General features: G+C 71.2%; 13 protein-coding genes. 7 read left to right on the top strand and 6 right to left on the bottom strand.

The features are described from left to right. Positions 1-347 precede the first annotated feature (347 nt). The gene (locus tag WMF27_RS10940; RefSeq protein ID WP_437768918.1) at positions 348-1,646 is read left to right on the top strand and encodes a hypothetical protein; all 1,299 of its coding nucleotides are present in this window, start codon (positions 348-350) and stop codon (positions 1,644-1,646) included. A 93-nt stretch (positions 1,647-1,739) separates the two neighbouring features. On the opposite strand, the gene WMF27_RS10945 is transcribed toward WMF27_RS10940, so the two are convergent. Further along, positions 1,740-2,312: a hypothetical protein gene (locus WMF27_RS10945; RefSeq protein WP_437944129.1), complete on the bottom strand. Its 573-nt coding sequence runs from the start codon at positions 2,310-2,312 to the stop codon at positions 1,740-1,742. A gap of 372 nt (positions 2,313-2,684) precedes the next feature. Here WMF27_RS10945 and WMF27_RS10950 point away from each other — a divergent pair, with 372 nt between their 5' ends. The 4 genes from WMF27_RS10950 (at position 2,685) to WMF27_RS10965 (ending at position 6,283) form a co-directional block, all read left to right on the top strand. Then, on the top strand, positions 2,685-3,014 hold the full coding sequence (locus WMF27_RS10950; protein ID WP_437768916.1) for a hypothetical protein: 330 nt from the start codon (positions 2,685-2,687) through the stop codon (positions 3,012-3,014). 39 nt (positions 3,015-3,053) lie between these two features. Further along, the gene (locus tag WMF27_RS10955) at positions 3,054-3,752 is read left to right on the top strand and encodes an RNA polymerase sigma factor (RefSeq protein ID WP_437768915.1); all 699 of its coding nucleotides are present in this window, start codon (positions 3,054-3,056) and stop codon (positions 3,750-3,752) included. Next, positions 3,749-4,981 (top strand): FecR domain-containing protein, encoded by a 1,233-nt coding sequence (locus tag WMF27_RS10960; protein WP_437768914.1) that lies wholly within the window; start codon positions 3,749-3,751, stop codon positions 4,979-4,981. The genes WMF27_RS10955 and WMF27_RS10960 overlap by 4 nt, the downstream gene beginning before the upstream one ends. 159 nt (positions 4,982-5,140) lie before the next feature. Continuing rightward, on the top strand, positions 5,141-6,283 hold the full coding sequence (locus WMF27_RS10965; RefSeq protein WP_437944130.1) for a hypothetical protein: 1,143 nt from the start codon (positions 5,141-5,143) through the stop codon (positions 6,281-6,283). Between the two features lie 225 nt (positions 6,284-6,508). On the opposite strand, the gene WMF27_RS10970 is transcribed toward WMF27_RS10965, so the two are convergent. Beyond that, positions 6,509-7,861, bottom strand: a complete 1,353-nt coding sequence (locus WMF27_RS10970; protein ID WP_437768912.1) for an endo-1,4-beta-xylanase — start codon at positions 7,859-7,861, stop codon at positions 6,509-6,511. A 378-nt stretch (positions 7,862-8,239) separates the two neighbouring features. After that, positions 8,240-9,211 carry a lectin-like domain-containing protein gene (locus WMF27_RS10975; RefSeq protein WP_437768911.1) on the bottom strand — a complete coding sequence of 324 codons (972 nt, stop codon included), beginning with the start codon at positions 9,209-9,211 and terminating at the stop codon, positions 8,240-8,242. Between the two features lie 120 nt (positions 9,212-9,331). On the opposite strand from WMF27_RS10975, the gene WMF27_RS10980 reads away from it, so the two are divergent. After that, entirely contained in the window at positions 9,332-10,135 is an 804-nt protein-coding gene (locus WMF27_RS10980) for an alpha/beta hydrolase family protein (protein WP_437768910.1), read from the top strand. A 136-nt stretch (positions 10,136-10,271) separates the two neighbouring features. Here the strand turns inward: WMF27_RS10980 and WMF27_RS10985 are convergent, their stop codons facing one another. The 3 genes from WMF27_RS10985 to WMF27_RS10995 all read right to left on the bottom strand — a co-directional run bounded on the left by WMF27_RS10985 (position 10,272) and on the right by WMF27_RS10995 (position 15,939). Continuing rightward, positions 10,272-11,402, bottom strand: coding sequence for a hypothetical protein (locus tag WMF27_RS10985; RefSeq protein ID WP_437944131.1), 1,131 nt, complete (start codon positions 11,400-11,402; stop codon positions 10,272-10,274). 653 nt (positions 11,403-12,055) lie between these two features. Beyond that, on the bottom strand, positions 12,056-15,253 hold the full coding sequence (locus WMF27_RS10990; RefSeq protein WP_437768908.1) for a DNA methyltransferase: 3,198 nt from the start codon (positions 15,251-15,253) through the stop codon (positions 12,056-12,058). A gap of 65 nt (positions 15,254-15,318) precedes the next feature. Then, positions 15,319-15,939 (bottom strand): glutathione S-transferase family protein, encoded by a 621-nt coding sequence (locus WMF27_RS10995; protein ID WP_437768907.1) that lies wholly within the window; start codon positions 15,937-15,939, stop codon positions 15,319-15,321. A gap of 467 nt (positions 15,940-16,406) precedes the next feature. On the opposite strand from WMF27_RS10995, the gene WMF27_RS11000 reads away from it, so the two are divergent. Then, entirely contained in the window at positions 16,407-16,790 is a 384-nt protein-coding gene (locus WMF27_RS11000) for a VOC family protein (protein WP_437768906.1), read from the top strand. The last annotated feature ends 150 nt before the right edge of the window (positions 16,791-16,940 follow it).

Consider the following 16,940-nt stretch of genomic DNA (forward strand, 5'->3'; position numbering starts at 1 on the left):
GCGGACGACCGCCGGGGCGGCTATCCTCGGCTTCGGACATGCTGCTTCCGGAACGCCCTTCATCGTCCAGCCACGCTCCCTCGGCGCGGTCGCCGGCGCGCCTGTGCCGGGCTGCGCTCACCTCGCTCGCGCTCGCCGCGTGCGCTGCGCCGCCTGGACCCCGCGACCCGCCGCGGAGCGCGCTCCGCGCTGCCGCTGCGGCGCCGGCGGCGCGCCCGCCCCTCGCCGCTCCCGAAGGGCGGGCGCCTGTCGCACACGGCGAGACGGGTCCGCGGCCGCCGCAGCTGTCGCTGGTCCTCACATCGACCGTCGGCCAGGTGGAGGTGGCGCCGTTCCCCGGAGGAGCGGTGCTGTTGGATCGCTCGCTGCTCGCCGTCGTTCGTGGGCGCGAGGCGCGCCAGGATCCCGCCTGGCTCGCCGGCCTGCCGGAATACATCAACTGGTGGAACTTGCGCGGGGACGCACCGTATAGAACTGACGCCGACCTCCGGCTGCCCTCCGATCAGCCGACGCCGACAGCCGACGCGCTCCCCCGCGGTGCCATCTTGGACGTCCGGGCAGGGCTCTCGGCCGCGGGTCAGTCCTGGGAGATGCCGCGCCACTTCTTCACATGGAACGGAGCTCGCTGGTCGCGCGCCCCCGCGAATGCCGCCGGCGGTCCCCCGACCGATCCCCGGCTGGGGAACGACGCGCAGCGCTGGGAGCGCTATGAAGCGGCGGCGGTGACGGCTGGGCAGCTCCTGGTGATAAGCGACCACAGCTTCAACGACAGGGCGGCGCTCTTGCTCGGTCCGGGGCGCGGGCCGGCGATGCCGCTGTCGCTTCCGCTCGACGACGAGTCGCCGTGGAGCCTCGTGCAGCTCGCAGGCACGGAGGCGGGTGAGGCGTACCTGTGCACCCACGACGCGCTGTTCCGGTGGGGCGAGGGTCGGTGGGAAGAGCAGGATCTCCCGGAAGGACGCATCGCGTCCTGCGCGGGTACCGCCGACGGGACGCAGTGGCTCGTCGTGACAAGAGAGGTGGCGGATGCCGCGCCGTCTCTCCGCAGGCCGGAGCTGCTTCACCGCCCGCGGGGAGGAGCGTGGAGCGCTGTGCCGCTGCCGGGCGGCGCCTGGCCGGTGCGCGTCGCAGCGTCCGGCGAGCGGCTCTGGATCAATGCGTCGGCGGGAGAGACGCGGTCGCCCTTTCGCTTCGAGGTTTACTCGAACGCGCCCGTCGAGGTCCCCCTGACGCTCGGCGAGGTGCAGATTCCATGGTGGCACGATCCGGAAGGGCGCGAGCGCGATCCGCCGGCCGTCGGCGACTGGCCACCGGGTCCGGCCACGAGCGCGTGCACGTCGCCCGTCGTGTACCTCGGCAGATCACTCACGCCGGCGCTGCAGAGCGCGCTCCGCAAGCACACCGAGACCGAGGGCTTGCCGCTCGTCGAGGTCGAGGGGACCGCGAGCGGCAAGACATCCGAGGTCTGGAGCGGCCCCGACGAGCCTCGTGGCCTGCGTTACCACCCCACGCGCGCGCGGGTCCGGGGCGTCGCGATCCTCCCCGCGACGGCATCCGACGGGATCCGCATCGCCGAGTTGCTGGCGCCCGACCTTCCTGACCTGCCGCCGAGGGTCGTGTGCGCCAAGCCGCGCATTCGCTCATGACCAGGCCCACGACCGCCTCAGCACCGATGGGCCCCGCGCGGCTGAGGGCTGTCGCCCTGCTCTCGGGCGAGGAGCTGCCCCGGAGCCGCTGACCTACCGCGTCAGGTCGACGTTGTACCTGCCGTCGCCGCTCGTGGCGGTGCCCGTGATGTGCGTCGTCCCCGGCTTTCGCTCGACCTCGCTCTCATCGACGGGCGACGGCTGCAGCTCACCCGTGAAGGTGAGCGAGAGGGTGAGGTCGCCCTCGAGAGCGCCCGTCATCGTGAAGCGACCGTTGAGGCTCCCTTCGAGCGTACCGGTCGGAACCTTGCTGAGCTTCATCGAGAGCACAGGCAGCGTTTCGTTCGTGTTGTAGGTAATCTCGCCGTCATCGGAGTAGTCTTTGAGCTCCTCGACGAGGTTCATCGTCTTGTTTGTCGAGGCACCCTGATCGACCTGCCCGCTGATGGTCATCGTGCCCGTTCTCGCACCATTCGCCGTCTGCGGCGCGATATTCGCGCTCGTGGCGGCGTTGAAGCCTTGAAAACCGAGCGTGATCGCCTTGTCAATCGAGTCGTCAAGCCCCTCATAGGCGCGCCGGGCGTCCTCGTCCGAGCTGACGCCGCTCGAGCCGCAGCCGACAAACACGAGAGAAAGTGCGATGGCGAATTGTGCTGTTCGAAACATTCGAGCCTCCTCCGCTGACAAATACCACGAAGGCAGCCGCACGCGTGGTCGCGCGTCGAGTCGAGGACACATCTCCCCCGCGGGCGGCCTGAGGCGCCGCGCTGGGTCGAGCCCCCGATCACGAGAACGACATAACCCTCGAGACGAAGGGAGCAGGAGCGAGCCGTGCGGGGAACTCGCACGCTACGTGCGACGAGCGGGAGCTGGAGAGGACGGTTCGCTCGAGCGAGACACGCACCCGAAAGGGGAGAAACCGTCAGGGCTCGCAGGACCACTGGTGCCAAGGACGCGTGAGACAGGTTCCTCTCGAAGTCTGTGAAGCGACGGCGGAGAATGAACCTGATCCGTGCCGGAGCTTTCCGAGCTGCGCCGATGCCTGCCACGGCCTGGATCGCGCCGGCGCCTGCCCCGGTCGGGCCGGACGCGCCGGCGGCCCCGGCAGCCCGCCGGGCGGCCGTCTACGTGGCGGGCGGGCTCGGGGCGGCAGGGCTCGTGGTCGGCGGCATCACAGGCGCGCTCGTGTTCGGCGAGAAGGGGGTGATCGCGGAGCACTGTGGCAGCAAAATCGGGGTCAGGGACCCGGGAGTCTGCGACTCGGCAGGGGCCGACGCCGGGAACAGCGCGCGCCAGCGGTGGGTCAGCGCAGGGGTGCTGGAGGCGAGGCCGGCGGGGGCAGTCCTCGGCGCGAGAGGGAGCTTCTGACCAGCCTGCTTTCGGGCGGACCGGCTACTGTGCATGAGCATGGGAACCGCCGAGCCACACCCCGCCAGCCGCCGGCTCAGGCTCGTCTCCGCCCAGGGCGCCGGGGGCCAGCCCTCGCCCGCGCCCGCGCCCGCCAGCGACGAGGAGATCCTGCTCGCCTTCCAGCGCGGCGAACGAGGCATCGGCCTGCGGCTCTACGAGCACCTGCTGCCCGCCGTCGACCGGACCCTGTACCGGATCCTGGGTTGCCGCGAGCAGGACCATGCCGACCTCGTGCAGGCCGCGTTTGAACAGATTGTGAGCACACTTACCAAACGCCGGTTCGCGGGGGAGTGCAGCCTGGCGGGCTGGGCGTCCGTCATCGCCTGCCATGTCGGGCTGAGCGCGCTGCGCGCCCGCCGGCGCGAGCGGAAGGTCATCGATCGCACGCCGGGGTCGCCCGAGCCTGGCGCCGGGCCCGAGCCGCCCTCGCAGGGCGCCGACCCCGAGCGCGAGGTGAGCGCGCAGCGCGATCTCGAGGCCCTGCGCCGGCACCTCGCGGCGATGGACGGCGACCGCGCGACCGCGCTGCTGCTCCACGCCATGGGCTATTCCCTCAAGGAAATCGCTGACTTGACCGGTGTTTCCGTGGCCGCGGCCCAGTCGCGGCTGTCGCGGGGGCGGCGGGAGCTCCAGGCGCGCTTTGAACCCGAGGCGGCGGCGCGACGCGACCCCGCTCGACCCGAGGAGCCACGATGAAGCAGGACGACGTTGAGACCACCCCGGAGGATCGCGCCGCGGCGGCCGGCGTGGAGGCCTCGCTGCGGGCGCTTGTCGAGCGGCCGGTGCCGCCGCTGCCCAGGGTCCAGGCGAGGTACCTCCAGCAGCGGATCGCCGGCCGCATCGACCAGCTCGCCGCCGAGGCGGTGGAGCGGCGCGCCCGCGCCGCCGGGCGGAAGCGGGCCGCCCTCGCCGCGGCGGCGCTGGCCGCCGCCCTGACCGCGGCGGCCGCCGGCGTCTTCGTCGTGGTCCGGGCGCGCGACGCCCCGCCCGCCGCGGCGCAGGTGACGGCGCTCCAGGGCTCGGTCGAGATCGCGGCCGGGGGCGAGACCCGCTCGCCGCCGTCGCTCGCCCTCGTGCCGCTCGCGAGCGACGAGGAGCTCCGGACCGGCGAGGGCGCGCGGGCGAAGGCGTCGCTCGCGACGGGCGCCACCGTCGAGGTCGGGCCCTCGACGCGCGTGAGGTTCGCGCCGGCGGGCGCCGGGCGCGACCGCGCGGGTGACGTCGTCGCCCTCGAGCAGGGCAGGATCGCCGTCGAGGTGCCGCCGCTGCCGCCAGGCACGAGCCTGTCGGTGCGCACGTCGGACGCCGTGGTCACGGTGCACGGGACGCGCTTCTCCGTCGAGCGGCGGCCCGAAGCGGCGGGAGAGCCGGCCGAGACGCGCGTGTCGGTCGTGGAAGGGCGGGTCGCCGTGCACCGCGGCGAGGTCGAGCGCTTCCTGAGCCCGGGCGAGACGTGGTCGTCCCGCGACGAGGAGCGCCGGTCGGACCGGCCCGCCGAGGGGCGCCCGGGCGACGCGCCGGCGCCGCCTCGCGACCTCGGTCAGGACAGCGCCGCCGGCGAGGGCGGCAGGGGCGACGGGGCCGGCGAGGGCGGCGCGGGGGAGCCGCGCGCGCCGCGCGACGCGCGCCAGGCCCCGTCGCGCGCCTCGCTCACGGCCGAGAACGAGCTGCTCCAGGGCGCGATGGCGGCGCGGCGGCGCGGGCAGCCGAGGCGGGCGATCGAGCGGCTCGACCTCCTCCTCGGCCGCTACCCGGACTCGCCGCTCGCCGAGATCGCCCGCGTGGAGCGCCTGCGCGCGATCGAGATGCTCGGCGACAAGGACCGGACGGCGGCGGAGGCGCGCCGGTACCTCAAGGACTACCCGCAGGGCTTCGGGCGCGAGGAGGCCACGTCCGCCTCCCGCCCCGGCGGCGCTCGCCCCTGAGCGCCCGCGCGCGAGGCCGTCTCGATTTTTTTTTGACGAACCCTGCCTGCTCCCGGCGCCTCCGGCGACCTTCACTTCATCGAGGAGATCATCGCGCCGGCGATCGGGTTCGCCGGATGCGCTCCAGGTCGTGCTTGCTTTCGAATTGGGAGGATCCCGATGCGTTCATTCGCGTTGACTGGGTGGTTCTGTGGTGGGCTGTTGTCGTTCGCGGCCTTCGGCGCGGGCTGTTCCCTATCGGGCACAGGCGGCGCAGACAGTCGCATCGTCTCCGGGGAAGACTGCGTCCCTTCGGACGACGAGGGCGGCGCGCCGGCGCCGAGCTTCCCGGGATCCGGCATGTCGGGCGCCGGCGATTCCATCACCGCGGATCTCGATCCGCTGTCGTGCGGCGCGAGCGCCCGGGGGGTCCCCGTGGACGGGACCGCCCAGGTCGACTGTTATTACACGAACAGCAACCCGACGACCCCGATGGCCTTCGTCGAGCGGGTCGTCGAGATCGCCGAGAGCGAGGAGCTCGTGCACGTGCGGCTGACGCTCAACCCCGCGTTCGTCGACAACACGTATGGCGAGACGGCCATCGGGTGGGGCGGCGGCGAGGAGCCCGCCAGCCCGCAGCCCGGCGGCCCGAAGCCCGGCGACGGGCCGAAGCCGAAGGGGCACGGGGGCCACACGTTCAAGGATCTCGTGGGCAGCGACAAGGCCCAGTTCCAGCTGACGGACGGGAAGGGAGAGCTCGTGCTCGACTTCTACGTCGACTATCTCTCGGCCGACGAGGCGAGCCCCTCGGGGTATGCGTCGCTCGGCGTGCTCGGCGGAGACGGCAAGATGCTCCTCGGAGACGCCGGCGCCGTCGTCGCGGCGACCACCTCGCTCGACCGCGATCTCAACGCGTGCGGGTACGGCGGGTACCTCGAAGACTCCCCGGAGACGGACGAGAACTACACCCCCAATTCGGAGACACCGAACTGGGATTACCGCGTCGTGTACGACGTGTGGGTGAGCGCCTCGGCGTTCGGCGCGGCGGGCTTCGGCGACGCGACCATCAGCTACGTGCATGCCTCTCCGAGCAAGTACCCGTCGGACACGGTCACCGTGACGCCGGGGCCGTGCCCCACGCCGACGTGTGAGGGCGACGACCCGCCCGCCGGCGGCGGCGGCGGCAGCGATGCAGGTGAGGATCCGGGCGAAGGCGGCGAGTGCAAGGAGTCGGGTGGGGAGTGCACGGCCAGCACGGACTGCTGCTCGGACAGCGACGTGTGCGTGAGCGGGGTGTGCAAGCCGATCTTTATCCCGCAGTGAGCCGGTGAACTCCCCGGCGCCGGCGCGCCGGCGCCAGGCGCTCCGCGCTGCAGATCGCCAGGCGTAGGGCTGGATCCCCGGAGTTATTCGAGAAGATTCACAGGGAGGCGGGGAGACGGGGAGTAAAATCCCATCAATCTCCCCGCCTCCCTGTTCAATTTTTTTTCTCTAAAAATGTGAACTGGTGTTCCCCGGCGCCGTCGCCGCCGCGGCTCGCGGAGGATGCTACTTGCCCAGCAGGGCGTTCATCACCCTGTTGTAGGTCTCCTTCTTCCCATACTGGTCGTTGAAGAGCAGCGACTGCGAGCTTTGCCCGTTGCACAGCGCTCCGCTCCAGCTGTTGAGCCACGACCTGCCGTCGTTGATCCCCCAGAAGGTGATGGCGGTGCACTTGGGCTCCTTGAAGCAGGCCGCGACGATGTCGTGGTAGTACGCGAGCTGCTCATCCGCCGTGACCACGCCGCCGCAGCGGTTGATGTCCATCTCGGAGATCAGCACCTCCAGGCCCAGGTCGGTGAAGCGCTTAAAGTTCGCCGCCACATCCGCGCCAGTGGCCTCGTTGTTCGGCGGACCGATGTGCATCTGGAACCCGACGCCGTCGATCGGGACCCCCCGATCGACCATGCCCTTGATCATGTTGTAGACGAACTCGACCTTGTCGTTGCGCGCGTCGATGCTGTAATCGTTGTAATAGAGCTTGGCCTTCGGATCCTGCTCTCTCGCGATCTGGAAGGCGAGGTCGATGTAGTTCTGCCCGATCTGGTTGTAGAACACCGTGGGCCTCATGCGGGGATTGCCGACCCCGGTGTCGCTGTCGGTCTGGACGGCCTCGTTGACGACGTCCCAGTGGTCGAGCCGGTCCTTGAAGTGCCCCATGACCTGGGTGATGTGCCTGCGCATGGCCGCCTCGACGTTGGCCTTCCCGGTCATGGAGCTCATCCAGTTAGGCAGCTGGCTGTGCCACACCAGGGTGTGGCCCTTGACCTTCATGTTGTTCTGGCGCGCCCAGTTCACGATGTTGTCCGCGGAGCCCCAGCTGAAATTCCCCGCGCTGGGCTCGAGCGAGTCCCACTTCATCTCGTTCTCCGCCGTCACGTAGTTGTGCTCAGCGGCGGCGACGCGCTTGTAGTCGTTGTTACCGAGACCACCGCCGGAGATGGCCGCTCCGATCAGCAGCGGGGGGTTCGCCTTCTCACCGGCCTCCCTCAGCGTGCTGGCGCTCGCCGCGGGGACTCTGGCGCTGGCGCCGCCGCCTGTGCCATCGCTGCCGCCCGTGCCCTCGCCGCCGGTGCCGCTGCCGGTCGTCGCGCCGCCGCCGCTGCCGCTGCCGCTCGTCGCGCCGCTGGTCGCGCTCGTCGGGTCGCCGCTGCCGGTCGTCGCGCCGCCGCCGCTGCCGCTCGTCGCGCCGCTGCCGGTCGTCGCGCCGCCGCCGCTGCCGCTCGTCGTGCCGCCGCTGGTGGTGCCGCCCGTCGCGCCGCCGCTGCCGGTCGTCTCGTCTCCATTGCCGTCACCGCTGTCCGAGCAGCCGGCTGCACACAGGAATGCCGAGAGGAGAAGTGTAAAGGGTGCTGATCTCATGCTCGCATGCTCCAAAGTAAAATGTATTTACTAACTCACGCGACCTGGTGCCTTGATCATCCGCGGGGCCACGTCGCGCGCGGGCGGCACCCGAGGTGGTGCCGAACCGGCAGTATATCGGCCGCTGTCTCCCAAGCATACAGCTTCACGAGGCGGACCCGAAGGATAAGGGGCTCCGGAAGGGAATTCCAGGACCGTTCGAGAATTTTGACATGGGGATAATGTGCGCCCGAGACCGAGTCGGTAGGGCGCCCCACACGCGGCTCGCCGTGCTCCTGGGGTGCACCTGCTGCTGGGGCGCACCTGCTCCCCGGAACGAGCAGGAGGTCGCCGCAGACCTCGACGATCGCGCGACGAAACGTCCTTTGGCGCCGGCGTTCAGAGGCAGCGGGGAGAGGGGAACGTGATCTTCACATTCCGGATCTCCTGGCGCGCGGTGGCGTCTCCCGTGCCGGCGGCGAAGCCATAAAAGAACTTCGACCCGACGGGGAAGCCGGGGATGGAGAACCCCTGGAGCTGGCTTTTGCCGTCGATGATCAGGCTCACCTTGCCTTGGTTGAGCTCGATCTGCGCCGTATGGAACGCGCCGTCGCCGAGCGCGACGCCGCTCGTCCCCTGGCTCAGCGAGCCGAGGACGCCCGCGTCGCAACGCTGCGTGAGGTCGTCCACGCCCACGTGGTTCTTGCTGGAATCCGTGCAATCGAGGTTGTGGTAGGTGTCGATCTCGACGCCGTAGCCGGCGAGCCCGGCCATGCCGAGGCCGCCGCCGGGCTCGCCCACGGCCGTCTCTCCTGTCGTCTGGAGCATGAACCCCATCCCGTCGCCGTCGCCGAGGCGGAACTCGAACGTCGCGGTGAAGGCGTCGGCGGCGAGGGGATTCCAGTAGATGATGGTGCCAGCCTGCCCGCGTCTGGCCTCGGTGAGCACGCCAGACCGCCTGTCGGCATCCCAGAAGGCGTTTCCATTGAAGGACCACCCCTCCGGCGGTGAGGCCATGTCCGCGGCGAGGCTCACGCCGCAGGCGGTTCCAGCGGGGCACGTGCCCTCGTCGGTCTGCCCATCGCAATCGTTGTCGACGAGGTCGCACACTTCCGGCGCCGGGACACACCCGGGGCCTGGCTCGTCGGGGCCTGGCTCGTCGGGGCCTGGCTCGTCGGGGCCCGGCTCGTCGGGGCCCGGCTCGTCGGGGACTGGCGCTTCCGGGCCTGGCTCCAGGAGGATGTCGCTCCGACCGCCGCACATGGACACGGCGGCGGCGAGCGCCGGGAGCAGGAAGAGGGCCTTTGCGCGCGCTCGCCGGCCTGCGCCTGCCGCCGCGTGTGAAGCGCGGAGTGGCTGTGAAGATGGCATGTCCTCTCGACCCTCGGCGCGACCACGGATCGCGTGGATGATGCGGAACACCCTCGCGCCAGCCCGCATGCGCCGCAGCCTACCAGATCGAGGCGATCGCACCTCCAGGAATCCGGGGGGATGAAGGTCGGGATCCTGCCGAGCACGGCGCGCCGCGCCCTCTCCCGGCGTTCGACCGGCGTGCGCCTCGACGAGCGGCGCCGGTCCATGGCATGGATGGGCCTCATGGCCGAGCGCTCCATCTCGATCCCGATCGTCGACAGCAGCCCTGTCTCAGGCGTGATCCACGTCCCGAGGACGCGGGCGAAGCGCTCCGGCGTGGCCGTCGTCCTCGGCCATGGCGCCGGCAACGACATGAACGCGCCCCTCGTGGTCGACGTCGCCGGGCGGCTCTTGGCGCGCGGGCACACCGTGCTCCGCTTCAATTTCGTCTACAAGGAGCTCGGCCGGAAGGCGCCCGACCGGCAGCCGCTCCTCGAGAAGGCGTTCGCGGCGGCGATCGAGAGGGCGCTCGAGCACGGGCCGGAGCACCTCGTGATCGGCGGCAAATCGATGGGCGGGCGCATCGCGTCGCTCCTCGCTGCCCGCGGCGTCCGCGCGGACGGGCTGCTGTTCCTCGGCTATCCGCTCCACCCCGCGGGCACGCGCGCCCCGCTCCGGGACGCGCACCTGCCCGCGATCCCCGCGCCGCTCCTGTTCCTTCAGGGCACGCGCGACCCGCTGTGTGATCTCGCGCTCCTCCGGCCCGTCCTGAAGCGCCTCGGGGAGCGGGCCAGCCTGCACGTGATCGAGGGCGGCGACCACTCGCTCGATCTCCTCAAGTCCGCGGGGCGGACCAGGGAGAGCGTGCTCGAGGAGATCGACCTGGCGATCGACGGCTGGTTGAAGGCGCGGGTCCTCGCCGCGCGCCCGAGGGCGCCGTGACGATCCTCTTCTCGAGCGAGGAAGGCGTCTACGATGCCGAGCTGCGCCTTCTGGCCAGCCTTCGCGACGAGCGGCGCGCTCGATGAGCCGATGAGCCGCCGCCGTCGTCGCGCTCGCGGCGCGGCGCGGCGCGGCGTCAATTGATGATGGCCGGGTCCTCGATCGTGAAGCACTCGACGGACGACGCCGCGTACTTGATCGCGTTGTACCAGAACTGCGAGATCTGGAAGACCTGCGCCGCGGATCTCTCGTAGCAGGGGCTGTTCGGGTCCGTGTACATCTGCGGATTGAGGCACGCGGCCGTCCCGCGCCACTGGCCCGAGTAGGTCACCCACTCGTCGCCGAACGCGACGACATGGCCCTTGCCGATCTCCTCGTGCACCGCGAAATTGTTCCTGCCGTCGGTGCTGTCGACGGTCGCGGTCGTCGATTTGATCGAGCGCGCGATGTAGGCGCCCACGCTCTGGATGTTCCTGCCGAGCGGCGAGTCCTGGTTCCAGTTGCCCACGGCCACGGGGAGGTCGCCGCCGAGCGGCAGCGAGCCGCCCCAGCAGTTGCAGTTCGCGCAGCCGCTCCGCGCGGGATCCAGGAGGCCGTCGGCGTTGAACTGGATGTCGGTGAACGAGAGGAGCTGGTTGGTCGCCGTGATGTCGTGGATGGTGCATCCCTGCCCATCGCACTGATAACCGCTCAGCGCGATGAGGCCGCCGCCGTCGTTGACCCAGTCCTTGAGCGCGTTCACCTCGTCCGGCGTGAACTGCCACGGCGCCCCGTCGTCGTTCTGGGCGCCCTTCGTCACCATCCACTGGAGGAGGATCACGTCGTACTTGGCGAGAAACTCCGCCGTGAGCGTGGGCTTCTCTCGGTTGTAGTTGTCGACCTGGGCCGTGCTCTGCGTGTTCAGCCAGTCCTGGAGCGCCGTGGTGCTGTCGCTGCTGCACGGGCCCCAGACGCCTTCGCGGCCGATCGACGCGATGTTGATGCAGGTGCAGTTGCCGGCGTCGTCGCAGGTCGTCTGGTGGCCGGCGTCGGGCGGCGGCTCGCCGCCCGGCCCCGTGCTCGTCAGCCCGATCTCGCCGCCGATATCGTCGCCGGTGCTGGTGCTGCTGACGCTGCTGACGCTGCCGCCGCCGGCGCCGCCGGCACCCTGGCCGACCGCGCCATTCCCCGTGGTGTTGCCGTTGCCGCCCGATGAACAGGCGATGACGGGCAGCCAGAGCGCCGCGAGCACAGCGCAGCAACGCGTCGCGAAATGAAGTGTTGTCATGATCGATGAGACTACCACTCCCCGCGCCTGGCTGGAGATCCAAAATGGGGGAGGCGCTCCACCCGAAGCGCTCCAGGCTGCTTGATTTCCAGCTCCAGCCGCGCGAGCTCCCGGCGCGACAGCGCCGGCGTGAGAGTCGCCCCATGCTCTACCGGCCGGACAGGCGCGAGCGCGAGCAAGGATACGAGGGGTGGCGATCGACCCTCGCGGTGTCTTGGGCGCAGCTATGCGCACGTGTGGCCGCGGGTGCGTGTGATGTGGGCGAAAGAAAGCGGTGCTGGGGGAACGGTCGGGAGTGCGGGCGCCGGAAGCGTGCTGCGCGGTTCTTGATCTCTCGCAGGGCTTGCGTTTGGCCCACAGCGTCGGACGTCGACGCGCCGGGTTTGCCTGGAGAATTGAAGCTCTCCCCGGAGGGGGGTCGACACCTTGCCGGAGAGTTGAAATTCGATCTGGAGGGTGTCGATACCCTCCAGGGACAATTGAAATCCAACCTGGAGGGGGTCGACACGCTCCGCGGACAATTGAAATTCAGCCAGGCGGGTATCGACACCTGCCGGGGAGAGTCCCGATTCAACTTGAAGCCTGCAGGTGCTCATTGCGCCAGATAATTCGGCTGTGGCTGTGTCCTGCGCTGCCTGCTGAGGCTTCTTGGGCTACGGCTCGCCCTCTGCTCCAGCCTGCTTCTCCTCCGCGGCGCGCGCCTCATTCAGCGCGAACAGCCGGTCGATCAGCGCGTCCTCGAACGCGCTCCGCGCCTGCCGCTCTCCCGGGGTCGCGGGCTCCACGTACGGGGGGACCTCCACGCCGTCGAACCCGTAGGCCGAAAGGACGGCCCGGTCCATCTCCTCGTGGAGGCCGCGCAGCTCGACGATGCTCGGCTCCTTGCACCTCGGGTCCTTGATGAGATTGTATGTCTCCGTCAGCCCCAGCCGCGACGCCAGCATCCAACGCGCGCGGGCCGCGTAGAGGCGCTCGCCGGCGGCCTCGACGCGGCCGCCCTCGGCGAGGTGGTCCGGGCGAGGGAAGGGGAACGTCTCCACGCAGTCCGACGGCGCGTACCGGAGGCCCTCTCCCATCGTCGAGGAGAGCAGCCGTGCCCACGTCTCGTGCGCGCGCGACTGGAGGACGGCGAAGCGCGCATGGTCGTCGATCGCGAACACACACAGCTGGTCCGAGAACGTCCGGCCCGCGGGCTGGAAGGCGAAGCACAGGTGCTTCGTCACCCGTGCCGCGACGAGGCACCGCTCGAGCGGCGCGATCTTGCGCCGGAGCTCGGGCCGCGTGTTGGCGAACTGCCACCACCGCGCCCGGTGGCCCGCGTCGATGCCGGTGCCCTTCAGGCGATCCCGCGCCGGCTTCACCCGGGTCCGCACGATCGAGAGCAGCGCGGGCCACCGGCCGGCCTCCGCGAGCCCGCGCTCGCCGAAGTCGATCACGTGACGGTGCGGGCTGTGCGAAGGGGACGAGTTGACCTCCTCGCCGCCGAGGAACGGGCGGAGCACCTCGCCGGCCGCAGGATCGGCCGCGGAGAGCGCGCGCGCCTCGCCGTCGGTCAGGACGAAGCCGTCGCCCCGGAGGAAGCAGCCGATGAAGCACAGATCCCGGCTGGCCCCGAGCGGGCGCGGGTCGGGGCGCTCGGGCATCGCGCGCAGGTGCGAGTTGATGTGGCCCACGGGCACGCCGTCGAGCCGCGGCGGCGGCACGCCGTCGCCCGGCGACATGCCCAGCGCGAGGTGCACGACGGCGACGTGGACCGCGGCGTCTCCAGGCCACGGGACGCTGCGCACGGCGTGGTAGATGATCGCGCCCCCCGCCTCGACGAGCGGCCTGAGGCCCGAACGCCGGGTGTCGCCCTGGGCTATCGTGTTCGTGGCGATGAGCCCCACCGTCCCGCGGCGCCCGAGCAGCGCGGCCGCGCGGCGGAAGAAGTGGGCGGCCAGATCGGTGTTCTTCGTGGCGCCGTGCAGCTGCTCGAGCCACGCGGCGTAGAGCTCGCCGTGATCCGTCGAGATCCGCTTCCCGCCGAGGAACGGCGGGTTCCCGACGAAGGCGCCGAGCCGCGCCGGCCGCGGCGCGCGGGCGCCGTCCTGCTCGTCCGGGCGCGGCCCCTGGAACACCTCCGGGAGCTCCAGCGGCCAGTGGAACGCAGGCAGCGGCGGCGGCCCCCCGGGCGCCCCCTCGCGGAGCGCCCGCTGCATCGACAGGAGCTCTTCCGAAGGCGGCCCGCCGCCGCGGAGCCACGCGATCGCGAGCTCGGCCCGCCGGTCGCGCTCCTTCAGCCGGTCACGGTCCTTCTCGTGCGCGAAGAACGCCCCCACGACGAGGTCGCCGAGCAGCCGCGCCCGGGTGATCGCCTCGTCCGCCTCCTCGACGAGCCGCCGCCGCAGCTCGAGCGCCCGCGCCACCGCGGCGTCTATCGCCTCGCAGAACGGCGGCGCCGGCGCCGCGGGCTTCCAGTGGAAGCCGCGCAGCTGGGCGAGGTCGAGGCCGACGAGCGAGTCGCCGTGCCGGAGGGCGTGATCGACGAACGTGAACGGCTCGTCCTGCGCGCGCGTCACGAGCCAGAGCGACAGCCTCGCCAGGCTCGCGGCGAAGGGGTTCTTGTCGGCGCCGTAGAGGCAGCGCCGCGCGACGAGCCGCCGCGCGTGGCTCACGGCGCCCTCGCCCGGCAGGGCGAGCCGCGCCGCCGCCGCCGCGTCGCCGCGCGCGGCCTCGCGCGTCCAGGCGGCCACCACCTGGTCGGCCAGGTACCGGCACGCCTCCATGAGGAACGCGCCGGAGCCCATCGCCGGATCGCAGATCGCGAGCCGGAGGAGCGCCTCGGACGCGGGCTCCTCGCCCAGCTGCCGGAGCAGCGGCTCGAGCGTCCGCGCGACGATCGGCGCGGACAGGCTCCTCGGGGTGTAATGCGAGCTCGTCCGCCGCCGCTCGGCGATCGGCTGGAGGAACAGCCGCCCCGCCCCGAGCACGTCCGTGTCCCTCGCGCGCAGCGGTCCGAGCGCCTCGAGGACGCCGGCCGCGGTCTCCGCGGCGGCGAGCGCCACACCGAGCCGCCCCGCCTCCCGCCGCGAGATGCCCGCCCGCTCCGCGAGCCACGCCGCCCGCCGCGCCGTCGGCTGCGCGAGCGCCTCGGCCGCGCCCACCCAGACCCTGTCGGGCCGGAGGCACACCGTCGGCCCGGCGGCGCGCTCGACCCGGTAGCCCATGAGCGCCTCGTAGAGGCCGCCGAGCTGCTCGACGTCGATCGCCCGGTACGACAGCGGGCGCCCATCGAGCACGAGGAGCCGCTCGAGCACCGCGTGCACCGTGCCGTCGTCCACCGACGGCGCGCGCGGCGCCGCGGGGGCGTCCGGCGCCGCGCGTTCCGCCGGGGCCGCGTGTTCCAGGAACGGGTATCGCTCGGGGTCGAAGAGCTGCCCTCCCCGCGCCGGCAGGGTCAGCTCGGGGCGGCGGAGCCCGTGGAAGATGGCGCGGAACAGCGCGACGAGCCGCGGCCACGCCCGGAAGCGCCGCCGCTGCGCGCCCGGGCGCGCGCCGCGCTCCGCCGCGAGCTCCTGGAAGAGCGGGCGCACGCCGAGGTGCGCCGCGTAGTACGGGTCCGAGGCCGGCAGGAGCCCGCGGTCCTCGGCGTGCAGCACGAACACGAGCCGGAGGATCGCGGTGAGCAGGCCGCCGTGGAGGTGCTCCGGGCCGCGGGCGAGCGCGTCCTCGAGCGCGCCCGCGCCGTCGCGCTCGGCCGCGTCCTCGAAGCCGCGGAGCAGGATACCGAGCGCGTCGAAGGCCCGATCCGCGAGCGCGCCCGCGACGTCTGCCTGCTGCGCCCTGCTGTCCCCGGGGACGGGCTGATCCATGCCGAGCGCCCGGAGTGTACGCGAGCGCGGCGCGCTTTGCTGCAGGTTCTACCTGCGCGCGGCGTTCAGGGCTTGATCTTCGCCGCGAACGCTCGCGTGACCGCCGGCCTCGCCTTGATCGCCTTCTCCCAGCGCGCGAGGTTCGGATACGGCTCGACGTCTACCCCCATGCGCGCGGCCATGGAGATCCATGGAAACGTGGCGACATCCGCGATGGAGTACTCGTCGGCGAGGTACTCGGACTCGGCGAGGCGGCCATCGAGCACCTTGTAGATGCGGTCCTGCTCGTTCTGATAGCGCTCGATCGCGTAGGGGATCTTCTCGGGCGCGGCGCTGCGGAAATGGCCGAGCTGGCCGAGCATCGGCCCCACCGCGCCCATCTGGAACATCAGCCACTCGATGACGCGCGACCGGCCCGGCTCGCTCGCGGGCAAGAGCTTGCCCGTCTTCTCGGCGAGGTAGATGAGGATCGCGCCCGACTCGAAGACGGTCACTGGCCCGTTCGGAGGGTCGTGATCCTGCAGCGCAGGGATCTTCCCGTTGGGGTTGATGCGCAGGTACTCCGGCGTTTTCTGCGCGCCGGACCCGATGTCGATCGGCTTGATCTGGTAGGCGAGCCCGAGCTCCTCGAGGAGAATGATGGGCTTGTAGCCGTTCGGCGTGGTCCACGTGTACAGGTCGATCATCTGGTGCTCCCTCCCATCGGCGGTGCCCCCGGCACCCGTCCCGGTAGCCGCGGGGATGGTCCCCGGGTGACCCGCGGAGGTCAAGCGAGGGCTGAGGTCCTCGCGCTCCCCCTCGCGCGGCACCTCGATTTCACCCGAGCGAGCTCGCGCGTGCGAGGCGCCGTGCGCGCTCAGCATGCCGCTGATGCCACGGCCGCGTATCATGCTGGCGCGACGCGGTGCGACGCCTCCGGCTGCGCGTCCGCCGTGGCCCCCTCCGGGCGCCCCCGGATCCCTGGAACGGTGGCGACTGCGGCCGGCGTCAGACGGCGCTGCTCCACGGCGCTGAACACCATTTGGGCCTTGCGGCGCAGAGCTGGTCTGTGAGATCTTTCGTGAGGGGGTCCCAGAAGGCGACGAGCTGGACAGACCTGGTCCCGCGGCTTCGGTTGACCAGTCGACCGCTCGTTGGGCCGCAGGAGAAGCCGATGAAACGCACGTGGACAATCATTGGGGTTGCTGATGTGGCTCGCAGCTTCAACTGGTATCAATCGCTCTTCGGTCAGCCAGCATCGGTGCCTGCTCATGATTATTTCGGGCAGATCCTCGACACGGACGGGACGGTCTTGCTTTGTCTTCACAAGTGGGGAGACCATGAGCACCCAACGCTGCTCAGCCCCGATCGAGCGGAGCCTGGCAATGGACTGTTGCTCTTCTTCCGGGTGGATGATTTCGACGAAGCGCTGTCGCGCGCCAGAGCGCTTGTCGGCCAGCTCGCGGAGGAGCCTCAGACGAATCCGGCCACCGGGACCCGAGAGTTCGCTCTCCGCGATCCGGACGGTTACTACGTCATGGTCAGCGCGCTCGCTTGAACGTGCACGCGTCCCTTCCGCCGGCGGGGTCGCCTCGGCGCTCGCGGCTCCGCGCTCCACGCCTCGCGCGCAGGTCGAGTCGAGCGCCTCACCGGCGAAACACGCGTGACGCCCTTGACGCCCTTGACCAGAGGGCCGGTTTGCTCTTCG

The sequence above is a fragment of the Sorangium sp. So ce281 genome (assembly GCF_051527395.1).
GTDB lineage: Bacteria > Myxococcota_A > Polyangia > Polyangiales > Polyangiaceae > Sorangium > Sorangium cellulosum_B.

Bases quoted from the DNA above. Each gene is read 5' to 3' on its own strand.
- WMF27_RS10950 (WP_437768916.1), top strand. From the start codon at position 2,685: ATGCCTGCCACGGCCTGGATCGCGCCGGCGCCTGCCCCGGTCGGGCCG.
- WMF27_RS10955 (WP_437768915.1), top strand. From the start codon at position 3,054: ATGGGAACCGCCGAGCCACACCCCGCCAGCCGCCGGCTCAGGCTCGTC.
- WMF27_RS10990 (WP_437768908.1), bottom strand. From the start codon at position 15,253: ATGGATCAGCCCGTCCCCGGGGACAGCAGGGCGCAGCAGGCAGACGTC.
- WMF27_RS10975 (WP_437768911.1), bottom strand. From the start codon at position 9,211: ATGCCATCTTCACAGCCACTCCGCGCTTCACACGCGGCGGCAGGCGCA.
- WMF27_RS10985 (WP_437944131.1), bottom strand. From the start codon at position 11,402: ATGACAACACTTCATTTCGCGACGCGTTGCTGCGCTGTGCTCGCGGCG.
- WMF27_RS10995 (WP_437768907.1), bottom strand. From the start codon at position 15,939: ATGATCGACCTGTACACGTGGACCACGCCGAACGGCTACAAGCCCATC.
- WMF27_RS10960 (WP_437768914.1), top strand. From the start codon at position 3,749: ATGAAGCAGGACGACGTTGAGACCACCCCGGAGGATCGCGCCGCGGCG.
- WMF27_RS10970 (WP_437768912.1), bottom strand. From the start codon at position 7,861: ATGAGATCAGCACCCTTTACACTTCTCCTCTCGGCATTCCTGTGTGCA.
- WMF27_RS11000 (WP_437768906.1), top strand. From the start codon at position 16,407: ATGAAACGCACGTGGACAATCATTGGGGTTGCTGATGTGGCTCGCAGC.
- WMF27_RS10945 (WP_437944129.1), bottom strand. From the start codon at position 2,312: ATGTTTCGAACAGCACAATTCGCCATCGCACTTTCTCTCGTGTTTGTC.
- WMF27_RS10980 (WP_437768910.1), top strand. From the start codon at position 9,332: ATGAAGGTCGGGATCCTGCCGAGCACGGCGCGCCGCGCCCTCTCCCGG.
- WMF27_RS10965 (WP_437944130.1), top strand. From the start codon at position 5,141: ATGCGTTCATTCGCGTTGACTGGGTGGTTCTGTGGTGGGCTGTTGTCG.